Annotated in this window: 29 protein-coding genes; 20 read left to right on the top strand and 9 right to left on the bottom strand. The window is 69.0% G+C overall.

The window, feature by feature from the left end; all coding sequences use genetic code 11:
• Positions 1-44 precede the first annotated feature (44 nt).
• The 9 genes from KBY57_RS05180 to KBY57_RS05140 all read left to right on the top strand — a co-directional run bounded on the left by KBY57_RS05180 (position 45) and on the right by KBY57_RS05140 (position 6,470).
• Entirely contained in the window at positions 45-221 is a 177-nt protein-coding gene (locus tag KBY57_RS05180; RefSeq protein ID WP_254994814.1) for a hypothetical protein, read from the top strand.
• Positions 222-228: 7 nt separating this feature from the next.
• A complete protein-coding gene (locus KBY57_RS05175) occupies positions 229-729 on the top strand; it encodes a hypothetical protein (RefSeq protein ID WP_254994813.1) in 501 nt (166 codons plus the stop codon).
• Positions 729-1,154: a SufE family protein gene (locus KBY57_RS05170; protein ID WP_254994812.1), complete on the top strand. Its 426-nt coding sequence runs from the start codon at positions 729-731 to the stop codon at positions 1,152-1,154. Before KBY57_RS05175 ends, KBY57_RS05170 begins: the two co-directional genes overlap by 1 nt.
• Before the next feature lie 54 nt (positions 1,155-1,208).
• The gene (locus KBY57_RS05165) at positions 1,209-2,537 is read left to right on the top strand and encodes a homoserine dehydrogenase (protein WP_254994811.1); all 1,329 of its coding nucleotides are present in this window, start codon (positions 1,209-1,211) and stop codon (positions 2,535-2,537) included.
• A 56-nt stretch (positions 2,538-2,593) separates the two neighbouring features.
• Positions 2,594-2,839, top strand: a complete 246-nt coding sequence (locus tag KBY57_RS05160; protein ID WP_254994877.1) for a FitA-like ribbon-helix-helix domain-containing protein — start codon at positions 2,594-2,596, stop codon at positions 2,837-2,839.
• A gap of 15 nt (positions 2,840-2,854) precedes the next feature.
• Complete coding sequence (locus KBY57_RS05155) at positions 2,855-3,274, top strand: type II toxin-antitoxin system VapC family toxin (protein ID WP_254994810.1); 420 nt, start codon at positions 2,855-2,857, stop codon at positions 3,272-3,274.
• Positions 3,275-3,563: 289 nt separating this feature from the next.
• Positions 3,564-3,776, top strand: coding sequence for a hypothetical protein (locus KBY57_RS05150; protein WP_094559746.1), 213 nt, complete (start codon positions 3,564-3,566; stop codon positions 3,774-3,776).
• 25 nt (positions 3,777-3,801) lie between these two features.
• Positions 3,802-5,442, top strand: a complete 1,641-nt coding sequence (locus tag KBY57_RS05145; RefSeq protein WP_254994808.1) for an ABC transporter substrate-binding protein — start codon at positions 3,802-3,804, stop codon at positions 5,440-5,442.
• Positions 5,439-6,470 carry an ABC transporter permease gene (locus KBY57_RS05140; RefSeq protein WP_254994806.1) on the top strand — a complete coding sequence of 344 codons (1,032 nt, stop codon included), beginning with the start codon at positions 5,439-5,441 and terminating at the stop codon, positions 6,468-6,470. Before KBY57_RS05145 ends, KBY57_RS05140 begins: the two co-directional genes overlap by 4 nt.
• 4 nt (positions 6,471-6,474) lie before the next feature.
• Here KBY57_RS05140 and KBY57_RS05135 read toward each other — a convergent pair whose 3' ends face one another.
• Positions 6,475-8,130 carry an alpha/beta hydrolase gene (locus KBY57_RS05135; RefSeq protein WP_254994805.1) on the bottom strand — a complete coding sequence of 552 codons (1,656 nt, stop codon included), beginning with the start codon at positions 8,128-8,130 and terminating at the stop codon, positions 6,475-6,477.
• A gap of 66 nt (positions 8,131-8,196) precedes the next feature.
• On the opposite strand from KBY57_RS05135, the gene KBY57_RS05130 reads away from it, so the two are divergent.
• Entirely contained in the window at positions 8,197-9,459 is a 1,263-nt protein-coding gene (locus KBY57_RS05130; RefSeq protein ID WP_261356664.1) for an MFS transporter, read from the top strand.
• Here the strand turns inward: KBY57_RS05130 and KBY57_RS05125 are convergent.
• Positions 9,413-9,622 (bottom strand): hypothetical protein, encoded by a 210-nt coding sequence (locus KBY57_RS05125; RefSeq protein ID WP_254994803.1) that lies wholly within the window; start codon positions 9,620-9,622, stop codon positions 9,413-9,415. The genes KBY57_RS05130 and KBY57_RS05125 overlap by 47 nt on opposite strands.
• A 168-nt stretch (positions 9,623-9,790) precedes the next feature.
• Positions 9,791-10,882, bottom strand: a complete 1,092-nt coding sequence (gene ychF, locus KBY57_RS05120; RefSeq protein ID WP_254994802.1) for a redox-regulated ATPase YchF — start codon at positions 10,880-10,882, stop codon at positions 9,791-9,793.
• Positions 10,883-10,978: 96 nt separating this feature from the next.
• On the opposite strand from ychF, the gene KBY57_RS05115 reads away from it, so the two are divergent.
• Positions 10,979-12,139, top strand: coding sequence for an efflux RND transporter periplasmic adaptor subunit (locus KBY57_RS05115; RefSeq protein WP_254994801.1), 1,161 nt, complete (start codon positions 10,979-10,981; stop codon positions 12,137-12,139).
• Here KBY57_RS05115 and wecB read toward each other — a convergent pair.
• A complete protein-coding gene (gene wecB / locus KBY57_RS05110; RefSeq protein WP_254994799.1) occupies positions 12,136-13,245 on the bottom strand; it encodes a non-hydrolyzing UDP-N-acetylglucosamine 2-epimerase in 1,110 nt (369 codons plus the stop codon). The genes KBY57_RS05115 and wecB overlap by 4 nt on opposite strands.
• A 101-nt stretch (positions 13,246-13,346) precedes the next feature.
• Here wecB and KBY57_RS05105 point away from each other — a divergent pair, with 101 nt between their 5' ends.
• Complete coding sequence (locus tag KBY57_RS05105; protein WP_254994798.1) at positions 13,347-14,516, top strand: type IV pilus twitching motility protein PilT; 1,170 nt, start codon at positions 13,347-13,349, stop codon at positions 14,514-14,516.
• Between the two features lie 12 nt (positions 14,517-14,528).
• On the opposite strand, the gene KBY57_RS14250 is transcribed toward KBY57_RS05105, so the two are convergent.
• Together KBY57_RS14250 and tsaD are read right to left on the bottom strand one after the other, a co-directional pair.
• A complete protein-coding gene (locus KBY57_RS14250; RefSeq protein ID WP_254994885.1) occupies positions 14,529-14,768 on the bottom strand; it encodes a high light inducible protein in 240 nt (79 codons plus the stop codon).
• A gap of 40 nt (positions 14,769-14,808) precedes the next feature.
• Entirely contained in the window at positions 14,809-15,888 is a 1,080-nt protein-coding gene (gene tsaD, locus KBY57_RS05095) for a tRNA (adenosine(37)-N6)-threonylcarbamoyltransferase complex transferase subunit TsaD (protein WP_254994797.1), read from the bottom strand.
• A gap of 61 nt (positions 15,889-15,949) precedes the next feature.
• Between tsaD and KBY57_RS05090 the strand changes: the two genes are divergently transcribed.
• Positions 15,950-16,444: a Photosystem I reaction center subunit III gene (locus KBY57_RS05090; protein WP_254994796.1), complete on the top strand. Its 495-nt coding sequence runs from the start codon at positions 15,950-15,952 to the stop codon at positions 16,442-16,444.
• Between the two features lie 70 nt (positions 16,445-16,514).
• The gene (psaJ, locus tag KBY57_RS05085; RefSeq protein ID WP_094559737.1) at positions 16,515-16,631 is read left to right on the top strand and encodes a photosystem I reaction center subunit IX; all 117 of its coding nucleotides are present in this window, start codon (positions 16,515-16,517) and stop codon (positions 16,629-16,631) included.
• A gap of 69 nt (positions 16,632-16,700) precedes the next feature.
• Here psaJ and gmk read toward each other — a convergent pair whose 3' ends face one another.
• Positions 16,701-17,264 carry a guanylate kinase gene (gmk, locus tag KBY57_RS05080; RefSeq protein WP_254994795.1) on the bottom strand — a complete coding sequence of 188 codons (564 nt, stop codon included), beginning with the start codon at positions 17,262-17,264 and terminating at the stop codon, positions 16,701-16,703.
• A 96-nt stretch (positions 17,265-17,360) separates the two neighbouring features.
• On the opposite strand from gmk, the gene KBY57_RS05075 reads away from it, so the two are divergent.
• Together KBY57_RS05075 and tatC are read left to right on the top strand one after the other, a co-directional pair.
• Complete coding sequence (locus KBY57_RS05075) at positions 17,361-19,028, top strand: NFACT family protein (protein ID WP_315859771.1); 1,668 nt, start codon at positions 17,361-17,363, stop codon at positions 19,026-19,028.
• Positions 19,025-19,861, top strand: coding sequence for a twin-arginine translocase subunit TatC (gene tatC / locus KBY57_RS05070; RefSeq protein ID WP_254994793.1), 837 nt, complete (start codon positions 19,025-19,027; stop codon positions 19,859-19,861). The genes KBY57_RS05075 and tatC overlap by 4 nt, the downstream gene beginning before the upstream one ends.
• A 10-nt stretch (positions 19,862-19,871) precedes the next feature.
• Here the strand turns inward: tatC and KBY57_RS05065 are convergent, their stop codons facing one another.
• Positions 19,872-20,228: a DUF3067 family protein gene (locus KBY57_RS05065; protein WP_233128511.1), complete on the bottom strand. Its 357-nt coding sequence runs from the start codon at positions 20,226-20,228 to the stop codon at positions 19,872-19,874.
• Between the two features lie 130 nt (positions 20,229-20,358).
• Between KBY57_RS05065 and petC the strand changes: the two genes are divergently transcribed.
• The 4 genes from petC to cobM are packed head-to-tail and all read left to right on the top strand — an operon-like array spanning position 20,359 to position 23,549.
• On the top strand, positions 20,359-20,907 hold the full coding sequence (gene petC / locus KBY57_RS05060) for a cytochrome b6-f complex iron-sulfur subunit (protein ID WP_094559732.1): 549 nt from the start codon (positions 20,359-20,361) through the stop codon (positions 20,905-20,907).
• 52 nt (positions 20,908-20,959) lie between these two features.
• Positions 20,960-21,907: a cytochrome f gene (gene petA, locus KBY57_RS05055; protein ID WP_254994792.1), complete on the top strand. Its 948-nt coding sequence runs from the start codon at positions 20,960-20,962 to the stop codon at positions 21,905-21,907.
• Positions 21,904-22,764, top strand: a complete 861-nt coding sequence (lgt, locus tag KBY57_RS05050) for a prolipoprotein diacylglyceryl transferase (RefSeq protein ID WP_254994875.1) — start codon at positions 21,904-21,906, stop codon at positions 22,762-22,764. Before petA ends, lgt begins: the two co-directional genes overlap by 4 nt.
• Entirely contained in the window at positions 22,761-23,549 is a 789-nt protein-coding gene (gene cobM / locus KBY57_RS05045; RefSeq protein ID WP_254987506.1) for a precorrin-4 C(11)-methyltransferase, read from the top strand. Before lgt ends, cobM begins: the two co-directional genes overlap by 4 nt.
• Here cobM and KBY57_RS05040 read toward each other — a convergent pair.
• Complete coding sequence (locus KBY57_RS05040) at positions 23,511-25,010, bottom strand: FAD-dependent oxidoreductase (protein ID WP_254994791.1); 1,500 nt, start codon at positions 25,008-25,010, stop codon at positions 23,511-23,513. The genes cobM and KBY57_RS05040 overlap by 39 nt on opposite strands.
• Positions 25,011-25,042: the final 32 nt, after the last annotated feature.

Below are 25,042 nucleotides of genomic sequence, written 5' to 3'. Positions count from 1 at the left end.
CTGCCCCCGTTTGCCAGGATCAAAACCATTCTTCCAGCACCGCTTTGGACCTGTCTGCGTCGCGCATCCCCAGCAGCCACGCCTCAGCCCCTGAGCAGGTGCTGGCCGCTGAACTGCAGGAGCGGGGCCAGAGCAACGACGCCCTCTCGATGATGGTGAGCTCGATGGTGCGGATGGTGCAAGCCGGCAAAAGCAGCGATAGTCGCTGGAAAGCGTCCTGATCCAGCCATGACCCTGCTCCATCCAGTGGTCGGCTTCACCGCCGCCAGCAGCCTCGCGGCGGTTGCAGCCCTGCTGATTGGGCCAGCCCCGGCCCACAGCCATGCCCTGGAAAGCAGCCTCGAGCGATTGAGCAGCCTCACCGACCAATTGGTGCTCGACAGCCGCTTCGGCAACGGCGAACCGGCCGATGATGCGGTGGTGCGGCTGGTGCCACCGGGCGGCACCCCGATCGACGTAGGCCGCACCGACGCCAACGGCCAGCTGCGCTTCCGCCTGCCCCCAGGGGCCAACGCCGCCTGGGAAGTGCAGGTGGACAAGGGTCCTGGGCACCGCGACTACCTGGAAGTGCCCGGCGCCAGCCCCACCACCACCAGCTCACGCGCCGCTGGCTGGCAGCCGCTGGCCTTCAGCGGCAGCGGTGGTGTCTTGGGCGTTGGTGTCCTGGGCGTTGGAGCCATGGGTGGGACGCTGGCCTGGCGCCGCGGCCGGCGCACCGGACGCCGCTGATGGCAGCAGCCCCCACCGGCAGCCCTGCCCTCGACCAGATCGTGGCGCGTTTGGCCGGCACGGCCGATCCCCGGCGGCGCTACGAATACGTGCTGTGGCTGGCCAAGAAGCTCGAGCCCCTTCCGGAAGAATTTCGCCACGACGCCTTCAAGGTGAAGGGCTGTGTCTCCCAGGTGTTTGTGGTGGGGGAACTGGTGGACGGCAAGCTCCACTGGCGCGGCGATTCCGATGCGGCGATCACCAAGGGGCTGCTGGCCCTGCTGATCCAAGGACTGCAGGGGCTGACGCCCGAGCAGGCCACCGCCATCGATCCAGCCTTCATCGCCGCCACCGGTCTGCAGGCCAGCCTCACGCCGTCGCGGGCCAACGGCTTCCTCAACATCCTGCGGCTGATGCAGGCCCAGGCCCAGGCGCTGGCGGCCTGATTTCGTCACAGGCGGGCTGATTTCTAGGATCGCCGCACTGCAATCCCCCAGCGCATGACCATCGGCATCGGCTTGCTCGGCCTCGGCACGGTGGGGGCAGGCGTGGCCGGAATCCTGGCGACCCCCTCGGGGCGCCATCCGCTGGTGGCAGAACTGGACCTGCGTCGAGTGGCGGTGCGCGACCTGGCCCGGCCGCGGCCCGTGGAGCTGGCAGCTGAGCTACTCACCACCAACCCGGAGGCGGTGATCGATGACCCCGCCGTGGACATCGTGGTGGAGGTGATGGGTGGGCTGGAGCCGGCCCGCTCCCTGATCCTGCGGGCGATCGCCGCCGGCAAGCCGGTGGTGACCGCCAACAAGGCCGTGATCGCCCGCTACGGCGAGGAGATCGCCGCGGCCGCCGCCAAGCAGGGCGTGTATGTGCTGATCGAAGCGGCCGTGGGTGGCGGCATACCGATCATCGAGCCGCTCAAGCAGTCCTTGGGTGCCAACCGCATCCAGCGGGTAAGCGGGATCATCAACGGCACCACCAACTACATCCTCAGCCGCATGGCGGCCGAGGGCGCCGCCTACTCCGATGTGCTGGCCGAGGCCCAGAGCCTGGGCTACGCCGAAGCCGATCCCGCCGCTGATGTGCAAGGCGGCGACGCCGCCGACAAGATCGCCATCCTGGCGGGCCTGGCCTACGGCGGCAGCGTGCCCCGGGCCGCCATCCCCACCGAAGGCATCGATCGGCTGGAGGCCCGCGACGTGGCCTATGCCGCCCAGCTGGGCTACGTGGTGAAGCTGCTGGCGGTGGCCCAGGCCATGCCCAGCGCCGAAGCCCCAACCAGCGCCCAGACCGAACAGCTGCTGGATGTGCGCGTGCATCCCACCCTGCTGCCCAAAGCCCATCCGCTGGCCGGGGTGAACGGGGTGAACAACGCGATCCTGGTGGAGGGGGATCCGGTGGGCCAGGTGATGTTTTACGGCCCGGGAGCTGGCGCTGGCCCCACCGCCTCCGCCGTGGTGGCCGACATCCTCAACATCGCCGGCATCCGCCAGGCCACCGCAGGCTCAGCCAAGCCCCCCCTCGATCCCCTGCTGGCCGCGGGCAGCTGGCGGGCCTGCCGCCTGGTGGACAGCGCCGAGACGACCCACCGCAACTACGTGCGGCTGCGCACCAGTGACGAGGCCGGCGTGATCGGCAAGATCGGCACCTGCTTCGGCGAAGCGGGCGTGTCGATCCAGTCGATTGTGCAGTTCGAAACCCAGAGCGCGGGCGACGCCGAGATCGTGGTGATCACCCACGACGTGTGCGAAGCCAACTTCCGACAGGCCCTCGCCGCCATCGAAGCCCTGGCAGGCGTGCACACCATCGCCGCCTGCCTGCGCACCCTGTAGAAGCAGCCTCGCTATCGTGATAGCAGTGGAGCGTGGCTGCGGTGGCTCAGCTTTTGGTGCGCAACCTGGATGAAGCGGTCAAGGAGGCCCTGCGCCTCCGCGCGCGACGCCATGGCCGCAGCATGGAGGAGGAGGCGCGGCTGATCCTCAGCCAGGCAACCCAAGATCAGGACCCAGCCACGACGCCTGCGGGGCTGGGCCTCGGAAGCCGCATGGCCGCACTGTTTGCGGGCCTTGGGCTGGACGACGCGATTCCGCAATGGGAAGGCCAAGAGGCTGAACCAGCCGATTTCCGTGGATGAGCCTGCGGGAAGCCGATGATCTTGCTGGATACCAATGTGGTGTCTGCGCTGATGCAGAACCGCCCCAACCTGGATGTTGTGCGCTGGCTCGATGGGCAGTCAGCTGACGAGGTGTGGCTTCCCAGTGTTGTGGTGTTTGAGCTGCGCTACGGCCTGGTCACGCTGCCTCTGGGTGCTCGCCGCACCCAGCTTGAGCAGGGGCTGGAGCAGCTCCTGAGCCAACTGGTGCAGGGCAGAATTGCCCCACTGGATGGATTGGCAGCCCAGAGGGCGGCGCAGCTGGCTGCGCACCGCAAATCCAAGGGCACACCTGTTGATCTGCGCGACACCCTGATCGCCGGCATTGCCTTGGCCCGTTGCGCCTCGTTGGCGACACGCAACGTGCGCCATTTTCAGGATCTTGACCTGGCGGTGGTCAATCCATTTCGCGACTGATCAACGCCATCAGGTCTGCAAATCGCCACCCGCTGGGCGAAGGGCCCCATGACAGGCCACAGTGGGTGCATCAATCTGAAGCAATCATTAAGACGTTTCCCGCCCGGTGACTGTGACGATCCCCTCACCAGGCCGGCCTTGGTAGCGACACGAACAGTTTCAGCTCCCGTAGGACCCTCAGGATTGCGTTGTGTAAAGGGCCCCCTCTACAACCCTTCACTGCTCTGTCCCGATTCCCACCCTCCAGCCCCGTCATCCATCCATTCGGCATCCATCGCCGCCTTCCCCTATGACCGGTCCCACCTGCTCCACTGCCGCACCCGCCCTTCACCAGGGCGCTTGCGTGCACCTCGGCAGCGATGAGCAGCTCTACCAGGTGATCGGCATCGACGACCATCACGACCGCTGCTGGCTGCGCCGCTGGCCCCTGGACCGCCAGGGCTCGGAGGTGTTTGAAATTTCCCTGCAACAGGTGCGTCCGGCCCGGCCCCATCGGTCTTGAATGACATCGCTTTGACGGCCGCCCCTTGCCCCGCGCTCTGCGGCTGAACCGCATCCAGGCTGCAGCCCTGCTGGTGGCCGGCCTGGGGATAGGTTTTTCCCTCGGGGGCTGCCAACCCGGCCAAGGCACCAACGCCTCCCACCAGGCCAGCAACCGCCTGGTGGTGGCCAGCAAGAACCGCATCGACACGGTCGATCCCGCGGGCGCTTACACCTTCGGCGCCATGCAGCTGCTGAGCGCTATCGGCGATCCGCTGTATGCGATCAACCCCCGCGGCCAGCTGGAGCCGCGGCTGGCGGTGGCCCTGCCCCAGCTCAGCGCCGACGGCCTCACCGCTCGGGTGGAGCTGCGCCAGGGGGTGCGCTTCCACGACGGCACGCCGTTTGACGCGGCGGCGATGGTGTTCACGCTTGAGCGGTTCCTGGCGATCGGCAAGCTCAGCTACCTGCTCGGCGATCGGGTGAGCGGCGTGCAGGCCGTGGGGCCCCACACCATCGAGCTGACCCTTAAGCGCCCCTACAGCGCCCTGGCCGAGCTGCTCAGCGCCGTGAATCTCACGCCACTCTCCCCCAGCGCCTACCGCAAGCACCGCCGCAGCTTCCTCAACGACCGCTTCGTGGGCACGGGGCCCTACCGGCTCAGCTTCTTCACCGACCAGCAGCAGCGGCTGGAGCCCTTCGCCGGCTACTGGGGGCCCAAGCCCGCCAACGGCGGCATCGATCTGGTGGCCCTGAGCAACTCCACCGCCCTGTTCGGCGCCCTGCAGAGCGGCGAGGTGGATGTGCTGCTCTCCACCAGCCTGGAGATCGACCAGCAGGCGGCCCTGCGGCGGCGGGCGGCAGCAGGGGCGTTGCGGGAGGGCAGCGGACCAGCCCTGGAGATCGGCTACCTCACCCTGCTCACCGACCAGCCGCCGCTCAACGATCCGCGCCTGCGCCAGGCCGTGGCCTACAGCCTTGATCGCAGCACGATCAGCCGCCGGGTGACCCTTGGGCTGCGGCCGCCGCTGCACGACCTGGTGCCCCCCAGCCTCAAAGGCGCCGATCCCACCGCCTGGCCGGGCTACAACCCGGCCAAGGCGCGCCAGCTCTACCGCCAGGCCGGCTACTGCCAGGGCAAACAGCTCAGCCTGCCGCTCACCTTCCGCTCCAACGTGCCCGCCGACAAGTTGTTTGCCCTCACCTGGCAGGCCCAGCTGAGGCAGGATCTGGGCGATTGCGTCGCCCTGGAGGTGACTGGCATGGAGGCCACCACCGCCTACCGCCAGCTGGGCGATGGTGCCTTCCCGCTGATCCTGCTGGAGTGGATGGGCGACTTCCCCGACGCCGACAACTACCTGGTGCCGCTGCTGGGCTGCGACCAGGCCGAAGGCGAGCGCTGCCGCAAGGGCGCCGCGGCCGCAAGCGGCAGCTTCTGGAGCCGGCCCGGGCTGCAGCAGGAGCTGGAGCGCAGCGCCGCCCTGGCGGGTCCGGCGCGCACGGCCCTGCTGCGCCGCATCCAGCGCCAAACCGCTGCCGCCAACCCCTACCTGCCGGTGTGGCTGGTGGCACCGCGGGCCTGGGCCCAGCGCCAGGTGAGCCAACCCCGCTTCGATGGCTCCGGCCGGCTGCTACTGCAAGAGCTGCGCCGCACCAACGCATCAACGGCTGGAGGTGGCGTGCGATGAGCCGGCGTCGCGCTCTGCTGCGTTATCTGGCGGCCCGATTGGCCCTGGCGCCCGTGATGCTGTGGCTGATCGCCAGCCTGGTGTTCCTGCTGCTGCGGGTGGCGCCGGGCGATCCGATCGATGCCCTGCTCGGCACCCGCGCCCCCGAGAGCGCCCGCGCCGCCCTGCGGGCCCAGCTGGGCCTCGACCAACCGCTGCTGCAGCAATACGGATCCTTCCTGAGCAAGCTGCTGCACGGCGATCTGGGCGCCTCGCTCACCAACCAGCAACCGGTGACCGACGTGATCCGCCAGAGCCTGCCGGCCTCCCTGGAGCTGGGGGTGGTGGCCCTGCTGCTGGCGGCCGTGGTGGGCCTGGCGGTGGGCTTCTCCGGCATCGCCCGCCCCGAAGGGAAGCTCGATCTGGCTGGCCGCCTCTACGGCATCGGCACCTATGCCCTGCCGCCCTTCTGGGCGGCGATGGTGGTGCAGCTGGTGTTTGCGGTGTGGCTGGGCTGGCTGCCGGTGGGGGGCCGCTTCCCGCCCACGCTGCTGCCGCCGGAGGGCAGCGGCTTCTACCTGTTCGACAGCCTGCGCAGCGGCCTGGCCACGGGCCAGTGGCAGCAGCTGGTGGGCAGCGTGCGGCATCTGGTGCTGCCGGCGGCCACCCTGGGTGTGCTGCTGAGCGGCATCTTCGCCAATGCGCTGCGGCTCAACCTGCGCCGCGCCCTTAGCTCCGACTACGTGGAAGCGGCCCGCAGCCGCGGCCTGGGCGAAGCCCGGGTGGTGCTGCGCCACGCCCTGCCCAACGCCCTGCTGCCGGTGCTGACGATCACGGGCATCACTGTGGCGTCGCTGATCGGCGGGGCGCTGCTGATCGAGGTCACCTACTCCTGGCCCGGCATCGCCTTCCGGCTGCAGGAGGCGATCGCCCAGCGCGACTACCCCCTGGTGCAGGGGATCGTGGTGGTGGTGGCGGGCCTGGTGGTGCTGGTGACGGTGGTGGTGGATGCGCTGGTGGCCCTGCTCGACCCGCGCATCAGCTTCTGAAAGATCAAGGCAATGGAATCTGCTGGCGCCAGCGGCGGGCCTGATTGCGGTCGAGCACGTAGGCGCGCACGCCGTCCTGGTCGCGGCGCTGGGGCGAGAGCAGCAGCGGGTGCTCCAGGCCCTGGAGGAATTCGGTGGTGAGGTTGAGCAGCAGGGCCTGCACCTTGAGGGGCTCGATGCCCACCAGCTCATTGCCAAGGCGGAACAACACTTCACCACGGTTATCGATGCGAACCGGCGAAAAGTGGCTGGCGCCCTCCACCAGCACCAGGCGGCTGCGGGGGTGGCGGGCCCCGGCGAACACCGCCAGCTGCTCCTGCTCCGGCGGCGTGACCAGATCTAGCCCGCCACCCACCAGCAGCACCGGCACATTGAGATCCTCCAGGCCCCGGTAGGGCCAGAGCAGGCTGCCGAAGCCGTTGAAGGCCACCACCCCCAGCAGGGGCGACGACGCGGACGCCGTTGCAGGCAAAAGGCCAGGGCTCGCAGCCCCATCGCCGGTGACCTGGGGCAGCTGGCACTGCAGCAGCCGCGACAGGTTGGTGAGCGGCAGCGACGCCAGGGCGCGTTCGCAGCGGCGGCCCAGACCCAACTCCGGCACCAAACCTGCACCCATCAGTGCCGCCAGCCCACCGAGGGAATGGCCGATCAGCACCACTCCCTGCTCCCCGGCCGGCGCGGGACCAAACGGCGGCAGCTGGCCGTCGCGCTGGGCATCGAACACAGCCTGCAGATCGGCCAGGCGCTGGGGCAGGGTTTCGGCGCCGGGGGGCGGTGCATCACCGAGCAAGGAGGCCTGAAGGGCTTGCTGATCGCTGCCGGGATGCTCCACCACCAGCACGGGCCAGCCGCGATCAGCCAGGGCGGCCGCCAGCCAACTGAGCTGGTCGGGGCTGCCGCCCAGGCCTGGCATCAGCAGCACCCAAGGGCCCTGGCGGGCCTGCTGCGCAGGCCAGAGTTCCAGCGGCACGGGCGTCACCCGGTGGGGCACGGCCAACTGCAGCCGCTGGGGGTGGCGCCGCACCACGTTGGTGAAAGCCAGGGCCCGGGAGCTGCGCCGGGGCAGGGGCAGCTGGCGCAATTGGGCCAGGGCGCTGTTCTGGCGCTGGAGCTGGCTGCGCCACTGGCTGGCCAGCTCCAGCAACCCGTCGATGCGCAGGGTGACGCTGGGAACCGGCAGGGCTCGCAACAGCTCCAGACTGGACACGCTGCTTTGACGCTCCAGCAGCTGGCGCAGGCTGCTGAGCAGCAGTGGCGCCGTGCTGCGGCTATTTGGGGTGGTCAGCAGGGTGCCGGCCTCCTTGAGCATCTGCTCGCCGGTCCAGCTGTTGATCAGCTCCAGGCCGAAACTGCGATCGCGCAGCAAGGGCGCCTGCAGCAGGCGGATCAGGTCGCGGCGACTGGTGGGCTCGAGCAGGTTGAGCCACACGGCCAGATCGCCGCCCACGGCTCCGGGCGGGCTGGCCTGGTCGGGCTGGCGGGCCCAGGCCTCGAGCGCCACCAGATCGATCGGCACCTCCAGCCCATCGAGTTGCAGCCTCAGCTCCTCGGCAGCCCGCACCGGTGCCGGGGCCCACATGGCCCACGCCGCCAGCAGGGCTGGCAACCCGGCCAGGGCGGCCCGGCGGCAAGGCGAGGGGAGGCGCAAATCCAGCGGCATGGGTGCTCCAGTCTCCCCCCTCCGGGCCGCGGCAGCAGACTGAAACCCAACTGACTGCGCTGTTGCTTGAGCCCACCCCACCGCCTGAGCCCAAGCCTCCTGTCCTGGCTGGCCCAGTTTCCAAAGGCCCTGCGGGAGGTGGCCCTGGTGCGGCTGGTGGCCTCGCTGGGGGCCGGTGGCGTGCTGTATCTGACGCCGATCGTGTTTCACCAGGAGGCCTTCAGCGCCCAGGCGGTAACCCAGGGGCTGGCGCTGGCGGCCCTGGCGGGCACGGTGGGACGGTTTCTGAGCGGCGCGCTGCTGGACCGGGGGCTGCCCTGCTCGATCCCGGTGCTGCTGGGGGCCGTGGCGGCTCTGCTGGGCGATGTTCGGCTGCTGGGCACGAGCGCCTTCGGCGGTTATATCCAGGGCCAACTGATGCTGGGCATCGCCGCTGGGCTCTACTGGCCGGCGATCGAGCTGGCGGTGCCCCTGGGCTGCCGAATGGGGCCGGCACCGATCCCGTCGGCCCGGGGCTATGCGTTGGCGCGTAGCGCCGATGCGGCGGGCATCGCCGGTGGGGCGCTGCTGGGAGCCCTGCTGGCGGCGGGCGGGCGGCTGCGGGGCATCTATTTGGTGGACATCGCCTGCCTGGTAGCAGTAGTGGTGCTGCTGCTGCGCCAGCCCCTGCCGCGGCCCGAACCCCCCAGCAGCAATCCGGCCGACCAAACCCCCTGGCGCCAGTGGCTGCCGCCGCTGCTGCCGGTGCTGGCGATCAGCCTGCTGGCCACGTCGCTGCCGGCGCTGATGCAGAGCGCTCTGCCGCTGGATCTGGTGCGCGGCGGACTGGAGCGGGCGGCGATGCCCGAGAGCCTGGGGGCGCTGCTGGTCGGCCTGCAGCTGGGGCTGCTGGTGCTGATCCAGTGGCCGGTGGGGCAGGCCCTGGCGAAGCGGCCGGTGGCCCATGGGCTGGGGCTCAGCCTGGCCTGCTTCGCGGCGGGCACGGTGCTGCTGGCCTTCTCGGCGCTGAGCAGCCTCGGCCTGTGGCTGGTGCTGCTGGCCCAGCTGCCGCTAGCCCTGGGTGCGGCAGCCTTCCTGCCGATTGCCACCGAAGCGGTGATCGAGCTCAGCCCCCGCGAGCACCAGGGGCTGGCCATGGCCCTGTTTTCCCAGTGCTTTGCCCTCAGCGCCCTGGCAGCGCCGCTGCTGGCCGGCCTGGCCCTCGATGCTCAGCGCCACGCCGGCGGCCTCTGGATCGTGATGACCCTGCTCTGCCTGGCGGCGCTCAACCTGGTGAAGCGGCTCAGGCCGCGGCCGGCGGCTCAGGAGACGCCTGGGGGGCGTGCTTAGCCACCCAGGCCTCGTGGGGCAGGGGCTCGGTGCCGTACTCCCAGTCGTCGTAGTCGGGATCGTTGCGGATCTTCTGGTGCAGCTCCTTCTGCACCTCAAAATCGTGCTGCACGTCGAGGGGGGTGTCGTGGTGGGGGGCGGGTTGCTGGGCCGGATCCGTCATGGCACCACAGGACTTCTTTCTCCCATTCTGAAGCACCCCGGTAGCAGCGACTGACGTTAAGGGCTCGAACGGGATGGGCTGGTCAGTGATGGGAGCGAAAAACTGTGGGGGATTCTGTACAGCTGCACAAAATCCTCAACGTGAGAAAACCCGCCAGCTCCAGGCTCCTCACACGTTGAACAAAAACTCCATCACGTCGCCCTCGGCCACCACATACTCCTTGCCTTCGGCCCGCAGCCAGCCCTTGTTGCGCGCTTCGGCCAGCGAACCGGCCTCCAGCAGCTGCTGGGTGCCGATGGTCTGGGCACGGATGAAGCCGCGCTCAAAGTCGGTGTGGATCACACCGGCGGCCTGGGGGGCGGTCATGCCGGCCTGGATGGTCCAGGCGCGGGTTTCCTTCTCACCGGTGGTGAAATACGTGCGCAGGCCCAGCAGGGCGTAGGTGGCGCGGATCAGGCTCTGCAGGCCCCCCTCCTCCACCCCCAGGCCGGCGAGGAATTCGGCGCGATCCTCCTCCGGCAGCTCGATCAGCTCGGCCTCCACCTGGGCCGAGATCCGCACCGTGCCGGCGCCCTCCTTCACCGCCAGGGCCGCCACTTCCTCGCAGTAGGCGTTGCCGCTGGCCAGATCGTCTTCGCTCACGTTGGTGGCGTAGATGATCGGCTTGGCGGTGAGCAGGCCCAGGGGCTTCACCATCACGGCTTCCTCCTCGCTCAGGCTCACGCTGCGGGCGGCACCACCGGCCTCCAGCACCGCCTGAATGCGCTCGAGGGCGGCATCCTCAGCCTGGGCCTCCTTGCTGGTGCGCACCTGTTTCTTCAGGCGCTCGCGCCGCTTCTCCACCTGGGCCAGATCGGCCAGGCCCAGCTCCAGGTTGATCACCTCGGCATCGCGGGCCGGGCCTACCGAGCCGCTCACATGAATCACGTCGTCGTTGTCGAAGCAACGCACCACGTGCACGATCGCGTCCACCTCGCGGATGTTGGCCAGAAATTTGTTGCCCAGGCCTTCGCCCTGGCTGGCCCCTTTCACCAGGCCGGCGATATCCACAAACTCCACCTTGGTGGGGATGATCTCCTTGCTGCGGCTCAGATCCGAGAGCTGCTGCAGGCGCGGATCCGGCACCGACACAATGCCCGAGTTGGGCTCGATCGTGCAGAAGGGATAGTTGGCGGCTTCGGCCTGGGCATTGGCCACCAGGGCGTTGAACAGGGTCGACTTGCCCACGTTGGGCAGGCCGACGATTCCGGCTTTGAGCATGGCTGAAATCTACGGGCCGCAGGTCAAGCCATCCAGCAGCGAAACTGGAGGCCACTGCCCCACAGGCCGATTCCCACCCTCATCCCATCGCCGGCCGTGTCCAGACAGTCCGTGGTTCCAGGAGCAGCCACCAGCCCCAGCGCCAATCCGCCGCCCCGGCCGCGCTGGCAGCGACGGCGCGTGTGGGCGGCTGCGGCCGCTGGGCTGGTGCTGTTGGGAGGCCTCGCCGTGGTGCAGCGCCAACGCAGCGCCGGCAACACCAATCTCGCCCCCTACACCGTGCTGGCCGAATCGGGCGACCTGCCCGGCGTGGTGAGTGCCAGTGGTGAGCTGGAGGCTGAAAAGCGGGTGAATGTGAGCCCCAAACGCCAGGGGGTGATCGAGAAGCTGTTTGTGGAGGAGGGCGATCCGGTGCGTCGAGGCCAGGCCCTGGCCCGCATGGATCGCGGCGACCTCGACGACCGGCTGGCCGAGCTCCAAGCCCAGCTGCGCTCCGCCCAGGCCCAGCTGGTGCGCAGCCGCAGCGAGCTGGAGCGCAACGAGCGCCTCTACCGCCAGAACGCCATCAGCCTCAGCGACTACAACAGCGTGCGCAGCACCTTCCTGGTGGACCAGGCCGCCATGCAGGCCAGCCGCCAGCGGCTTGAAGCACGCCAGGTGGAGCAAGCCGACCTGATCGTGCGCGCCCCCTTCGATGGGGTGGTGACGCAGCGCTTCGCCGATCCCGGCGCGTTTGTGACCCCCACCACCACCGCCTCGGCCACCGCCGGTGCCACCAGCTCCTCGATCGTGGAGCTGGCCCAGGGCCTCGAGGTGGTGGCCAAGGTGCCCGAAAGCGACATCGGCCGGGTGCGGCTGGGCCAAAGCGCCACGGTGCGGGTGGATGCCTTTCCCGACCAGCGTTTTGAAGCGCGGGTCAAGCGCATCACGCCCCGGGCGGTGAAGCTCAACAACGTCACCTCCTTCGATGTGGTGCTGCGCCTGGTGGGCGACACCGCCCAGCTGCGCATCGGCATGACCGCCGACGTGGGCTTCCAGACCGGCCAGGTGCAGGCCGACACCCTCGTGCCCACCGTGGCGATCGTGACCGAGTCGGGCCGGCCGGGGGTGCTGCTGGTGGGCAAGAACAACCAGCCCAACTTCCAACCGGTGGAGCTCGGCATCAGCAGCGGCAAAAACACCCAGATCCTCTCGGGCCTCAAGAGCGGCACCCGGGTGTTCATCGACCTACCGCCCTGGGCCAAGAAGCGCCCCTAAGCCAGGAAGGTGCGGGCGGCCTCAACGATCCGACCTGAGGCCTGGCCGTCGCCGAAGGGGTTGTGGGCCCGGGCCATGGCCTCGTAGGCGGCGGGATCATCAAGCAGCCGGCTGGCTTCCGCCACGATGTCGGCGCTGTCGGTGCCAATCAACCGGGCCGTGCCGGCCTCCACCGCCTCCGGCCGCTCGGTGGTGCGGCGCAGCACCAGCACCGGCTTGCCCAGCGATGGAGCCTCCTCCTGCAACCCGCCGGAATCGCTCAGCACCAGGGTGGCGCCGCGCATCGCCGCCACCAGCTGGTCGTAGTCGAGCGGCTCCACCAGGAAGGCGCGGGGATGGTCGCCGAGCAGGGCCTGCAGGGGCTCGCGCACGGTGGGGTTGCGGTGCAGCGGCAGTAGCAGGGCCGTGTCGGGGTAGCGGTCGAGCAGCTCGCGGAAGCCACGGCCGATGTGCTGCAGCCGCTCACCCCAGTTTTCGCGGCGATGCACCGTGGCCAGGATCACCCGCTGGGTGGCGAAATCGAGGCCGGGAAGCAGGTAGGGCGGCGCCTGCTCCGCCATCAGCAGCAGGGCATCGATCACCGTGTTGCCCGTGGTGAGCACCGTGCCCACCACGCCCGAGGCGCGGCAATTGGCTGCCGACAGGGGCGTGGGGGCGAAATGCAGCTGGGCCAGCTGGGAGATCAACCGCCGGTTGGCCTCCTCGGGGAAGGGGTCGAGCAGGTTGTCGGTGCGCAGCCCGGCCTCCACATGGCCCACCGGGATCTGCTCGTAGAAGGCCGCCAGGGCCGAGGCAAAGGCCGTGGTGGTATCGCCCTGCACCAGCACCAGATCGGGCCGATGGGCGGTGAACTCCTCCTTCAAACCCTGCAAGGCGCCGCAGGTGATGTGGGTGAGGGTCTGCTTGGGGGCCATCAAGGCCAGGTCGTGGTCGGCCGTCAGGCCGAACAGCCCCATCACCTGGCTGACCATCTCGCGGTGCTGGCCGGTGAGCACCACCCGGGTGCGGAAATCCTCGGCCTGCTGAAACGCCCGGATCACCGGCGCCAGCTTGATGGCCTCCGGACGGGTGCCCAGCACGATCGTGACAAGGGGCTTGGACACCAAAGCGCTGCAGACAGGAGGATCCTACGAACGCTGCTGGGAGGGATCCGGGACTGACAGAAACCGCTGCAGCGGCGAAGCTGGGGCGATCCCGGTGGCCGCCGATGACGACCTCGCCCTTTCCCCCCTCCCCCTTCCCGCCGTCACCGTTTCCGCCGGCAGCTCCCCAGGTTCCCGCTGCCACCCGCCCAGCTGCTGCCAACACCGGCAGCCAACCCGGCGCCCTCGCAGAGATCGTGCGCATCGCCAACGAGAAGGGCCACTCCGACGTGCACCTGGGCGTGGGCGAGGAGCCCCGCTACCGGGCCCGGGGCGAGATGGCGGGCACCGGCTGGCCGATCACCGATGCGGCCACCTTCAACGGCTGGATGCGGGAGATGCTCAGCCCCGCCGAGATCGACGTCTTCCAACGCGACAAGGAATTCGACGGCTCCCATGCCTTTCCCTTCGTGCGGGTGCGCATCAACCTGCTGGATTCGCTGCGGGGCCCGGCGATGGTGCTGCGGCTGATCCCTCAGACCATCGCCAGCCTCGAAGACCTCAACCTGCCGCCGGTGCTCAAAGAGCTGGCAGCGCGGCCCAAGGGAATGGTGCTGGTGACGGGCCCCACCGGCTCCGGCAAGAGCACCACCCTCGCGGCGATGATCGATTGGATCAACCGCAACATGAGCCGCCACATCCTCACGATTGAGGATCCGGTGGAGTTTGTGCACGAGAGCCGCCGGTCGTTGATCCGCCAGCGGGAAGTGGGCCAGCACACCAAGGTGTTCCAGAACGCTCTACGCGCCGCCCTGCGCGAGGACCCCGACGTGATCCTGATCGGAGAAATCCGCGACCAGGAAACCCTGGCCACCGCCATCGAGGCCTCCCAGACGGGTCACCTGGTGTTCGGCACGCTGCACACCAACTCCGCTGTCAAGACGGTGGAACGGGTGCTCGGCATGGTTCCCCCCAATGAGCAAGACAGCGTGCGGCGGGCCGTTTCGGAATCGCTGCTGGGGGTGATTGCCCAGGGGCTGCTGAAAACCACCGATGGCAAGCGGGCCGCCTTCCACGACATCCTGATCAACACCGAAGCCTGCAAGGACTACATCCAGCGGGGCGAACTCGACGAAATCGAGGAGATCATGAAGCGCAGCGGCTTCGATGGCATGCAGACGGCCAACCAGTCGCTGCAACAACTGGTCGAAGACGGCCGAGTCACCGCCGAAGACGCCATCGCCCAAAGCCTCAAGCCCAATGAACTGGCCCAGTCCCTGCGCGGTCGCACGTAAGTGGGGGCGCGCTCAGTGGCTCGCCAGCCGGGCCACCAGCAACACCGATAGGCCCACCGACAACCCCAGCATGGCCAGTCGGCCATTCCAGATCTCCGCCTGGGGAGTGAAACCGCGCCTCCAGGCGTTGAGCTCGGTCGGCGTCACCTGTTCAACGTCGTGTTCAACAACGCCGTGTTCAGCAACGCCGTGTTCAGCAACGCCGTGTTCAGCAACGGCGTGGGGATCGCGCTCACTGTCGAGGGGGGTCATGGCGCCACACCGATCCCGCAGGGCTCCCAGCCTACGGGCATTAAAAGCAAGGTTGCCGTTCGTACAGCCGATCCGCCTGCTCCAGCGGCAACCGCGCCGCCACCCCCAGGTCGAGACAGCTGCTCTGGCCGCCTTGCAGGCGCTGGGCCGCTGCCACGCCGATCATGGCGGCGTTGTCGGTGCAGTAGGCCAGCGGCGCCACCCGCCAGGCCAGGCCATCCCGCTGGCAGCGCGCCTCCAGCAGGGCCCGCAACCGCTGGTTGGCGGCCACCCCGCCCACCAGCACCAGGGTGGCCAGCCCCTGCTCGCGGGCGCAGCGGCAACTGCGCTCCACCAGCACCTCCGCCACCACCTGCTCGAAGCTGGCCGCCAGATCGGCCAGCGGCAAGGGCTCGGCGGCCGTGTCTGGGGCGGAATCCCGAGTTGCTTCCAAAGCCCGCACCTGGCGCAGCATCGCCGTCTTGAGGCCGCTGAAGCTGAAGTCGTAGGGGTAGTAGCCCCCCTCCGGCCGCGACACCCGGCCCTTGGGCAGGGCGAAGCGGCGGGGATCGCCATCCCGGCCAGCGGCCTCAATCGCCGGACCGCCCGGATAGCCCAGCCCCAGCAGCCGGGCCACCTTGTCGAAGGCCTCCCCGGCCGCGTCGTCGTGGCTGCGGCCCAGGCGCTGGTAGCGGCCCGGCCCATCCACCCGCAGCAGCTCGGTGTGACCACCGCTCACCAGCAGCACCAGGTAGGGCCCTGGCGGCAGCGGCTCACCCAGCTGCACTGAGCAGAGGTGGCCCTCCAGGTGATGCACCGCCACAAAGGGCTTGGCGTGGAGGCGGGCCAGGGTGCGGCCGGTCACCGAGGCCACCAACAGGGCCCCCACCAACCCGGGCGCAGCGGTGGCGGCGATGCCATCGAGCTCCGCGAGGGCCACACCGCTCTCACGGCACACCTGCTCGATCAACTGGGGCAGGGCCTCCACATGGCGCCGCGAGGCGATTTCCGGCACCACGCCACCCCAGCGGGCGTGCTCCTCCACCTGGGAGGCCACGGCGCTGGCCAGCACCGTCTGATCGCGCACAATCGCTGCCGCTGACTCGTCACAACTTGTTTCGAGGGCAAGAACCGTGGGCATTGGACCTAAGCAGCTCCCGTACTGTCCGGTGGTGTCATCCTGCCCCGCGGCCTTGCGTCTGATGCGCCGTCTTTTTTCCCGCCGACTGTTCGCAGTTCTGCTCTCAGCCTTCCTGCTCCTCGGCTTCGCTCCCGTGGCCAAGGCCGATGTGGCAGGCCTGACCCCCTGCTCCGAAAACGCCCGCTTCCAGCAGCGTGCCGCTGGAGCCAAAACCGATCAGGCCAAGGCCCGCTTTGCGATGTACAGCCAGGCCGTTTGCGGCACCGATGGTCTGCCCCACCTGATCGTGGACGGTCGCTGGGACCACGCCGGTGACTTCATGATCCCGGGCATCGCCTTCCTCTACATCGCCGGTTGCATCGGCTGGGCGGGCCGCAACTACCTGCGCGCCATCCGCGGCGACAAGGACGCCACCATGAAGGAGATCCAGATCGATCTGCCCCTGGCCTTCAAGAGCACCCTGGCCGCCGCCACCTGGCCCCTGGCCGCCTTCGGTGAGCTCACCAGCGGCAAGCTGCTCGAATCCGACGACAAGGTCACGGTTTCGCCTCGCTGAACGGGGTCACCCGCTGCACGCAGCAAGCCCCAGCGCCTCCTCTGGTTTCCTTCCTCCCCAACGTCCAGCCATGAAAAAGTTCCTCACCACCGCTCCGGTGTTCGCAGCCATCTGGTTCACCGTCACCGCTGGGATCGTGATCGAGTTCAACCGCTTCTTCCCCGACCTGCTGTTCCACCCCCTCTGAGCGGCTCTGGGACAACGCAATCTGCAGCGGCCCTGAGGGGCCGCTTTTTTGTGGCGCTTGTTGTGGGCGCTAGCTCGCCAGACCCATCAACCGCTCCAGCTCCGCCAGGGCCGCATCCAGATCGCCGTTGACCAGCACGGCATCAAATTCCGGCGCCGCCGCCAGCTCCACCCGGGCCCGCTCGAGCCGCCGGCCAATGGCCTCCTCGCTGTCGGTGCCGCGGCCGCGGATGCGCCGCTCCAGCTCCGCAAAGCTGGGGGGCTCCACAAAGATCTGAAAGCCCGCCGCAAAGCTGCGCCGCACCTGGCGGGCGCCCTCCAGCTCGATCTCCAGCAGCACGGGCCGGCCAGCAGCGAGTTGGGCCTCTACCGGCTGGCGTGGGGTGCCGTAGAGGTTGCCCGCGAATTCAGCCCACTCCAAAAAGCCGCCCTCAGCCACCTGCGCCTCAAATGCCTCGCGGCTGAGGAAGAAATAGTGCTCGCCTTCCACTTCCCCGGCCCGAGGAGCCCTGGTGGTGGCCGAAATTGACAGCCAGATCTGAGGGTGATGCGCCAGCAGCCGCTGCACCAGGGTGCCCTTGCCCACGCCACTGGGGCCGGTAATCAGGGTGAGGCGACCGGGCGGGGCGCTCATGGCGGGCGTCAGCTCTGGCCTGCAGAGTAGAAGCCAGCCTCGAAGCCCATGGCCCCCTCCCGCCTTCAGGCACCCTCTCGCCTTCAGGCATTTGACGTGACGACCCTACGGGCGGTGCTGGCTGAATGGCGGCCCTTGCTGGTGCCCACCCGCTTCGAGAAGGCCCAGCAGGCCAGCCCCCACGCCCTGCAGATCGGCCTGCGCAGCCTCAGTGGCATCCACTGGCTCGAGCTCAGCTGGCAGGCGGACGCAGCGCGGCTGCACACCATCCCACCGCCGCCGCGCCAGGGCGATGGCAGCACCCTGGCCCAACAGCTCCAGCACGGCCTGCGGGGCCTGGCCCTGGTGGAGATCCGCCAGCAGGGCTGGGAGCGGGTGGTGGAGCTGGGCTTCGCCCGGCGTCCTGACGACCCGGTGCAGCGCTGGCTGGTGGCCGAACTGATGGGGCGCTACAGCAACCTGCTGCTGCTTGATGGCGACCGTCAGGTGGTGGCCCTGGCGCGCCAGGTGAAGCCGCAGCAGTCGCGGCTGCGGCCGATCGGCACCGGCGACCCCTACCAACCGCCGCCGCCCCTGGAGGGCGAGCCGCCTCGGCTGGAGGAGGGTTTCGAGAGCTGGCAGCGGCGGCTCAAGCTGCTGCCTGTGCCCCTGGCCCAGGCCCTGCGCGGCGCCTACCAGGGCATCAGCCCGGCCCTGCTGCGCCAACTGCTGCCGGCCGGCTGGGGGGAGCGGCCCGTGGACACGCTCAGCCCGCCCGAGTGGCAGCAGCTCTGGCAGGCCTGGCGCGGCTGGTTGGAGGCCGTTGAGAGCGAGCGCTTCGGCTGGCAGCTCGAGCCCGAGGGCTTTCGCTGCTGGTTGGCACCGGGCGCTGACGCGATAGAGCCCACGGTGACGGTCAACCAGGGCCTCGCGGCCTATATCGACGAGCACCTCACCGCCCAGGTGCTGCTGCAACGGCGCCAGCAGCTGGGCCACCGGCTCGAGGCCGCCGCCGAGCGGGAGCTCCGCCAGGCCGCCGAGCAGCAAGCCCTGCTGGCGGCCGTGCCCGAAAGCGAGGCGCTGCAGCGGCGTGCCGATGCCCTGCTCAGCCAACGGCAGCCGAGCCGTGCGTGCATCGAAGAAGCCCAGAAGCTGTACAAAACCGCCCGCAAACGCCGCCGCTCCGTGGCGGCGATCACCCCGCGTCTCGAGCTGCACCAGCAGCGGCTGACCTGGCTGGACGCGAGCCTCACCTACCTCGAGCAGGCCGACAGCCTCGAGCAGGTGGAGCAGCTGGCCGGCGAACTCGAAGCCCTGCTGGCGGAGCGCAGCCGGGGGAGCCAGGGGGGCGGGGTCCAGTCAGGCAACCGCCAGGCGCGGCGCGGCCCCGCAACCGAAGGGGTCCCCCAACCCCTGGAGCTCCACACCGCCTCGGGCCTGCCGCTGCACGTGGGGCGCAACCACCGCCAGAACGAGTGGATCGCCTTTCGCCAGGCCCGCCGCGGCGATCTCTGGTTCCACGCCCAGGAACTGCCGGGCAGCCACGTGGTGCTGAAAAGCTCGCAGCAGGAGGCGAGTGAGGGCGATCTGCAGGCGGCTGCCGATCTGGCGGCCCACTTCAGCCGCGGCCGGGGCAACCGGCGCGTGCCGGTGGTGATGGTGCCCACCGAGGAGCTGCAACGCATTCCAGGCGCCGCTCCCGGTACGGTGCGACATCGCGGCGGCACCGTGCTCTGGGGCGAGCCGCAACGCGCTCTTAGCCTTTTGCCAGAGCAGCGACCATGAGCGCCGAACCCGACTCCACCACCACCGAGCCACCCCTGGCGCCACCACCCCTCGCGCCGCCACCGCCGATCCGGGTGCCTGCCCCCTCCGGTGCTGGAGACAAACCAGACAACGACTTTCCTGACGAAGTCGAGATGAGCCTGGTGGATCACCTCGAGGAGCTGCGCAGGCGGGTGCTGCGCAGCCTGCTGGCGGTGGTGGTGGCGGCGGCGATCTGCCTGGCGGCGGTGAAGCCGCTGGTGCGCCTGCTGGAGATGCCGGCCGAGGGCATTCGCTTCCTGCAGCTGGCCCCTGGTGAGTTTTTGTTTGTGTCGCTGAAGGTGGCCGGCTACGCCGGCCTCACCCTGGCCCTGCCCTATGTGCTCTACGAGGGGCTCTGCTTTGTGCTGCCGGGCCTCACCCGCCGCGAACGGCGCCTGGTGGCTCCCGCGGTGGCGGGCTCGGCGGTGCTGTTCGCCGCCGGGCTGGCCTTCGCCTGGTGGGCCCTGGTGCCAGCGGCCCTGCGCTTTCTGGTCAGCTACGGCGCCGATGTGGTGGAGCCGAGCTGGTCGATCGAGCGCTACCTCGACTTCGTGCTGCTGCTAATGGTGGCCACCGCCCTGGCCTTCCAGCTGCCGGTGCTGCAGCTGCTGCTCGGCGCCCTGGGGCTGGTGAAGGCCAAGCCGATGCTGGCCGGCTGGCGCTGGGTGGTGCTGGCCAGCGCCCTGGCCGGCGCCGTGCTCACCCCATCCACCGACCCGGTGACGATGCTGCTGCTCTCCGGAGCCATCACGGCCCTGTACCTAGTGGGCGTGGCGCTGGTGGCCTTCACCGAGCGGCTGCGTCCAGCCTGAAGCGGCCCGCCTAGAGCAGGAATTCACTGGCCCGGCCGGCGGGAATCTCCAACGCCAGCCCCATGGCCTTGCCCAGCCGCGGCTTGTCGCTGGTGGTGCGGAGCCAGCTGCGCACCTGGGCCGCCACCCCCAGGCCGTTGAGCAGCCCCACCAGCTCCTCCAGCTTGTTTCGATAGCCCTCTTCACTGAGGGGAAAGGATTGCTGCTCCAGGTAGGCCCACATCACCTGCAGATACATCCGGCCGCGGCGCTGCACCAGTTGCAGGTCGTAAGAGGCCTGCCAGCGCTCCTGCAGCAGGTCCCAGAGCTCCTGGGCCAACAGGGGTGCGCCGTCATCGGCGGAGGGTGGCAGGGCGCTGGAGGGCAGGGACACGCCGGGGCGCACACGACGGATTGCACAACAGCATGTTGCAGGCCCGTGCGCGCCCTGGCGAGCGGGCCCCGGGGCTGCGCAGGCAAGGTTCATAATGGGCGCCACATTGTCCCGGCGCGTCTTCATGACCCAGATGCCAGCGAGCGCTTCAACTGGTGATGTGCCCGGAATGGGTCGTCGGCAATTCATGAACCTGCTGACCTTCGGGTCGGTGACCGGCGTCGCCCTGGGCGCCCTCTATCCGGTGGCCCGCTACTTCATCCCTCCCAAGGCTGCAGGCGGCGGCGGCGGCACCACCGCCAAGGATGAACTGGGCAACACCGTCACCGCCAGCGGCTGGCTCAGCACCCACAAGGAAGGCGATCGCAGCCTGGTGCAGGGCCTCAAGGGCGACCCCACCTATCTGATCGTCGAAGGCAGCGACGCCATCGGCAGCTACGGCATCAACGCCATCTGCACCCACCTGGGCTGCGTGGTGCCCTGGAACAGCGGCGCCAACAAGTTCATGTGCCCCTGCCACGGCTCCCAGTACGACGCCACCGGCAAGGTGGTGCGCGGCCCTGCCCCGCTCTCCCTGGCCCTGGCCCACGTGTCGGTTGAGAACGACACCGTGTTCCTCAGCCAGTGGACCGAAACGGACTTCCGCAACGGCGACAAGCCCTGGTGGGCCTGATCCCCCGCCCGATCCCCGCGTTTTCCCTCCCCGTCTGTCGCCTGATCCCGTGATGCGTCGCTCCCTTTCCCTCCTGCTCGGCACCCTGCTCGGCACCTCCCTGAGCCTGGCCGTGCTGCTCAGCGGCGCCAGCCCCAGCTGGGCCTATCCCTTCTGGGCCCAGCAGAACTACGCCAGCCCCCGGGAAGCCACCGGCAAGATCGTCTGCGCCAACTGCCACCTGGCCAAGAAGGCCACCCGGGTGGAAGTGCCCCAGGCCGTCTTCCCCGACACGGTGTTCAAGGCGGTGGTCGAAATCCCCTACGACACCAGCGTCCAGCAGGTGTCGGGCGACGGCAGCCCAACCGGCCTCAACGTGGGTGCGGTGGTGATGCTGCCCGACGGCTTCACCCTGGCTCCCCAGGATCGTCTCAGCGACGAACTCAAGGAAGAGACCGCAGGCGTCTACTACACCCAGTACTCCGACGACCAGCCCAACATCCTGCTGGTGGGTCCCCTCCCCGGTGACCAGCACCAGGAGATCGTCTTCCCGATCCTCTCGCCCGACCCCGCCACCGACAGCAGCATCCACTTCGGCAAGACCCAGATCCACGTGGGCGGCAACCGCGGACGTGGCCAGGTGTATCCCACCGGTGAGAAGAGCAACAACGGCGTCTTCAACGCACCGGTCGCAGGCACCATCTCCGCGATCACCCCTGGCGACAATGGCGCCACCGTGGTGGAAATCACCGCTGAAGACGGCAGCAAGACCACGGAAACCGTGCCCGCCGGCCCCACCCTCACCGCTGCCGTGGGTGATGCCGTGGTAGCTGGTGCGGCTCTCACCAACGATCCCAACGTCGGCGGCTTTGGCCAGATCGACGCCGAGATCGTGCTGCAGAACCCCGTTCGGATCTACGGCCTGCTGGCCTTCTTCGCCGCCATCGCCCTGGCCCAGATCATGCTGGTGCTCAAGAAGCGTCAGGTGGAGAAAGTTCAGGCGGCAGAAGGCCTCGTCTGAGCAGCGTGCTGGCCACTTTCACCTCACCGGGGCCCCTGGTTTTCCAGCTGGGCCCCTTTGCCTTGCGCTGGTACGGCCTGCTGATCGCCGTGGCCGTGCTGCTGGGTCTCAGCCTGGCGACCCGCCTGGGCCGGGCTCGGGGCATCGAACCCGCCCTGATCGCCGACCTGCTGCCCGTACTGGTGCTGGGTGCGGTGATCGGCGCCCGTCTTTACTACGTCGCCCTGGAGTGGCGCCAATACTCGGGCAACTGGCTGGATGCCTTCGCCATCTGGCGCGGCGGCATCGCCATCCACGGCGCCCTGCTGGGTGGCAGCCTGGCCACGGTGCTCTACTGCCGCTGGCGCAAGCAGCCCTTCTGGTCGCTGCTCGATGTGCTGGTGCCTGCGGTGGCCCTGGGCCAGGCGATGGGCCGCTGGGGCAACTTCTTCAATTCCGAGGCCTTTGGGCTACCCACCGATCTGCCCTGGAAACTGAAGATTCCGGCCGACAGCCGCCCGGCCGAATTTCTCGAGCAGCTCTACTTTCACCCCACCTTCCTCTACGAATCCATCTGGAATCTGGGGGTTTGCATCCTGTTGCTGTGGCTATTCCGCGCCGCCAGCCGAGGCCGCATCCAGCTGCTGCCCGGAGCCCTGAGCTGCGTTTATCTGATGGCCTACAGCAGCGGCCGGGTGTGGATTGAGGGTCTGCGGCTCGATCCGCTCTGCCTGCTCTCCAATCCCCCCTTCTGTGAGGGTGGTCTGCGCATGGCCCAACTGGTGAGCCTGCTGCTGATCGCCCTGGGTGGCGTGGGCCTCTGGTGGCTCTACCGCCGCCGCCGTCCCCTTCCCGACCCCAGTGGAGTGTCCGTTTGACCCCAACCGATGCAGCTGAGCTGAGCTCCAAACCCGTGTGGATCGTCGGGGCTGGCCCCGGCGCCCCCGACCTGCTCACCCGGCGCGCCGCCAAGGTGCTGGAGCAGGCGGAGGTGCTGGTGTGGACCGACTCCCTCGTTAATCCCCAGGTTGCAGCCCTGGCACCCGAGGGCTGTGAGCAGGTGCGCACCAGCACCCTCACCCTGGAGCAGGTGATGGAGGTGGTGCTGGATCGGGCCCGCGCCGGCAAAACCGTGGTGCGACTCCACGACGGCGATCCCTGCCTCTACGGCGCCATCGCCGAGCAGATCTGCCGTTTGGCCGATGCCGGCATCGGCGTGGAGGTGGTACCCGGCCTCAGTGCCTACCAGGCCGCCGCCTCAGCGCTGCAGAGCGAACTGACCATTCCCGGCCTGGTGCAGACGATCGTGCTCGGCCGCGCCGGCGGCCGCACCGGTGTACCAGAGCGCGAGAGCCTGGAGCGGCTGGCTGCCCTGCGGGCCTCCCTGTGCCTTTACCTGAGCGCCCGCCACGTGGAGGAGGTGCAGAGCGAGCTGCTGCGCCACTACCCCGCCGACACACCCGTGGCGATTGCCTACCGGGTGAGCTGGCCCGACGAGTGGATCCAGGTGGTGCCGCTGGCTGAAATGGCCCGGGTGAGCCAGGAGCGGCAGCTGATCCGCACCACCCTCTATGTGGTGAGTCCGGCCCTGGCGGCGCCGGCAGAAGCCCGCTCCAAGCTCTACTCAGCCAGCCACAACCACCTGTTCCGCGGCGGCATCTGAGGCCCTCTCGCCGTAGAGCTCCTGGGCCAGGCGGTGGCGATCAAACCTGCAGCCCAGCCGCTCGGCGATCGCCTCCACATCGCGGGCGGCATTGCCGAGGCAGCACGTGCCCCCCGGTGACGGGGTGACGTTGAACACCAGACCCAGCCGGGCCGGGATGCTGGCCTCACCCAGCATCAGCTTGCGGTTCACCTTGTCGATCAACTGGGGACGCACGCCGCCATAGCCCTCGGCAAAGGTGAGATCGCTGAGCTGCATGCCGGGCACGATCTTGCGGGCATCGGCCAGGAACAGGCGCCGCCGCAGCCAGGGCACCTCAAACAGCAGATTTTTGAAGATGTAGTTGCGGATGTCGGCGATGCGGAACAGCTGCCAGAACACCGCCAGCACGGCCCAATCCAGCCGCAGCACCTGCAGAAACTCCCAGAACGACGCCGGCTTGTAGCGCTCCAGCAGCGGCAGCAGCAGGGCCGTGGGTCCGAAGCGGGTCTTGCCGGGGGCGCGCACGTCGGGGTCGCCGTGGATGGCGGCGAAGGGCAGCTTGTCGTTCTGCACCGTGTACACCTTGCCCTGGAGCAGGTCGGGCGTGAAGTAGAAGCTGCCCGCCACCGGCAGGCAGGAATACTCCAGGCCGTAGCCCATCCGCTGGGCCATCAGCAGGCTGTGGGCGCCGGCATTCACCACCACATGCCGGGCCCACACGCTGCGTGGTGCCGCCGCCGTGCCATCAGCAGACAAGCCGGCGCTGCAGCCGGGGGTGGGGGCCAGCTCCACCCGATAGCCGTCGCCCTCAGCGGTGATGGTGCCCACGCTGGTGCCGAGCTGCACCGTGAGCTGGCGCGCGCTGCCTGCCACATCCTGCTTGGCCTGGGCCACAAACGAGGCCGAGAGCTCCTCGTAATCCACCGCCGTGTAGGTGCGGCGGATGCCGATCGCCACCAGCTCCTCCGGCCGCAGCGCACCGTCCACCAAACCCACCTGGGGCTCCCACTCCGCAATCTGCTCCTTGTCGAGCAATTCCATCGCCGGGAAGTGGGGCGAAAAGTGCGAAAAGCGCTCCCGCAGGAAGGCGCATTCCTTCTCGCCCACGCCCAGCACCATCTTCGGGGTGCGAAACACGCAGCGCTCGCGGGTGGCCGGATCGAGCAGCTCGGCGTAGTGCACGATCATCTCAGCGGTGCGCTTGACCTTCACCGCCTTCTCGAGGGTGTAGTTGGTCTCGATGTCGCCGCAGTGGATCGTCTGGCTGTTGTTGGTGGCCTTGGAATTCACCCGGGCCAGCTGGTCGTAGCGCTCCACCAGCAGGATCCGCTCCACATCGGTGTAGCGAGCCAACTCAAACAGCAGGGCCGTGCCACACACCCCACCGCCCACGATCAACACATCGACGTCTGCCTCCCCCTGTGCCGCAGGGGCTGGCTGTTCAGCAGGAGCCTGGGCAGAGATGGGGGTGGCGCTCACGCGAGACGGCTGGTTCTGAACCCATGCTCGCC

The sequence above is a fragment of the Cyanobium sp. Aljojuca 7D2 genome (assembly GCF_024346415.1).
Classification (GTDB): domain Bacteria; phylum Cyanobacteriota; class Cyanobacteriia; order PCC-6307; family Cyanobiaceae; genus Cyanobium_A.
The sequence above is the reverse complement of the archived record's forward strand: the minus strand, read 5'-3'. Positions and strand labels throughout refer to the sequence as shown.

Coding starts and splice junctions, on each gene's coding strand:
- KBY57_RS05175 (WP_254994813.1), top strand. CDS start 229: ATGACCCTGCTCCATCCAGTGGTCGGCTTCACCGCCGCCAGCAGCCTC.
- KBY57_RS05170 (WP_254994812.1), top strand. CDS start 729: ATGGCAGCAGCCCCCACCGGCAGCCCTGCCCTCGACCAGATCGTGGCG.
- KBY57_RS05165 (WP_254994811.1), top strand. CDS start 1,209: ATGACCATCGGCATCGGCTTGCTCGGCCTCGGCACGGTGGGGGCAGGC.
- KBY57_RS05155 (WP_254994810.1), top strand. CDS start 2,855: ATGATCTTGCTGGATACCAATGTGGTGTCTGCGCTGATGCAGAACCGC.
- KBY57_RS05150 (WP_094559746.1), top strand. CDS start 3,564: ATGACCGGTCCCACCTGCTCCACTGCCGCACCCGCCCTTCACCAGGGC.
- KBY57_RS05140 (WP_254994806.1), top strand. CDS start 5,439: ATGAGCCGGCGTCGCGCTCTGCTGCGTTATCTGGCGGCCCGATTGGCC.
- KBY57_RS05135 (WP_254994805.1), bottom strand. CDS start 8,130: ATGCCGCTGGATTTGCGCCTCCCCTCGCCTTGCCGCCGGGCCGCCCTG.
- KBY57_RS05125 (WP_254994803.1), bottom strand. CDS start 9,622: ATGACGGATCCGGCCCAGCAACCCGCCCCCCACCACGACACCCCCCTC.
- ychF (WP_254994802.1), bottom strand. CDS start 10,882: ATGCTCAAAGCCGGAATCGTCGGCCTGCCCAACGTGGGCAAGTCGACC.
- KBY57_RS05105 (WP_254994798.1), top strand. CDS start 13,347: ATGACGACCTCGCCCTTTCCCCCCTCCCCCTTCCCGCCGTCACCGTTT.
- KBY57_RS14250 (WP_254994885.1), bottom strand. CDS start 14,768: ATGACCCCCCTCGACAGTGAGCGCGATCCCCACGCCGTTGCTGAACAC.
- tsaD (WP_254994797.1), bottom strand. CDS start 15,888: ATGCCCACGGTTCTTGCCCTCGAAACAAGTTGTGACGAGTCAGCGGCA.
- KBY57_RS05090 (WP_254994796.1), top strand. CDS start 15,950: ATGCGCCGTCTTTTTTCCCGCCGACTGTTCGCAGTTCTGCTCTCAGCC.
- psaJ (WP_094559737.1), top strand. CDS start 16,515: ATGAAAAAGTTCCTCACCACCGCTCCGGTGTTCGCAGCCATCTGGTTC.
- gmk (WP_254994795.1), bottom strand. CDS start 17,264: ATGAGCGCCCCGCCCGGTCGCCTCACCCTGATTACCGGCCCCAGTGGC.
- tatC (WP_254994793.1), top strand. CDS start 19,025: ATGAGCGCCGAACCCGACTCCACCACCACCGAGCCACCCCTGGCGCCA.
- petC (WP_094559732.1), top strand. CDS start 20,359: ATGACCCAGATGCCAGCGAGCGCTTCAACTGGTGATGTGCCCGGAATG.
- petA (WP_254994792.1), top strand. CDS start 20,960: ATGCGTCGCTCCCTTTCCCTCCTGCTCGGCACCCTGCTCGGCACCTCC.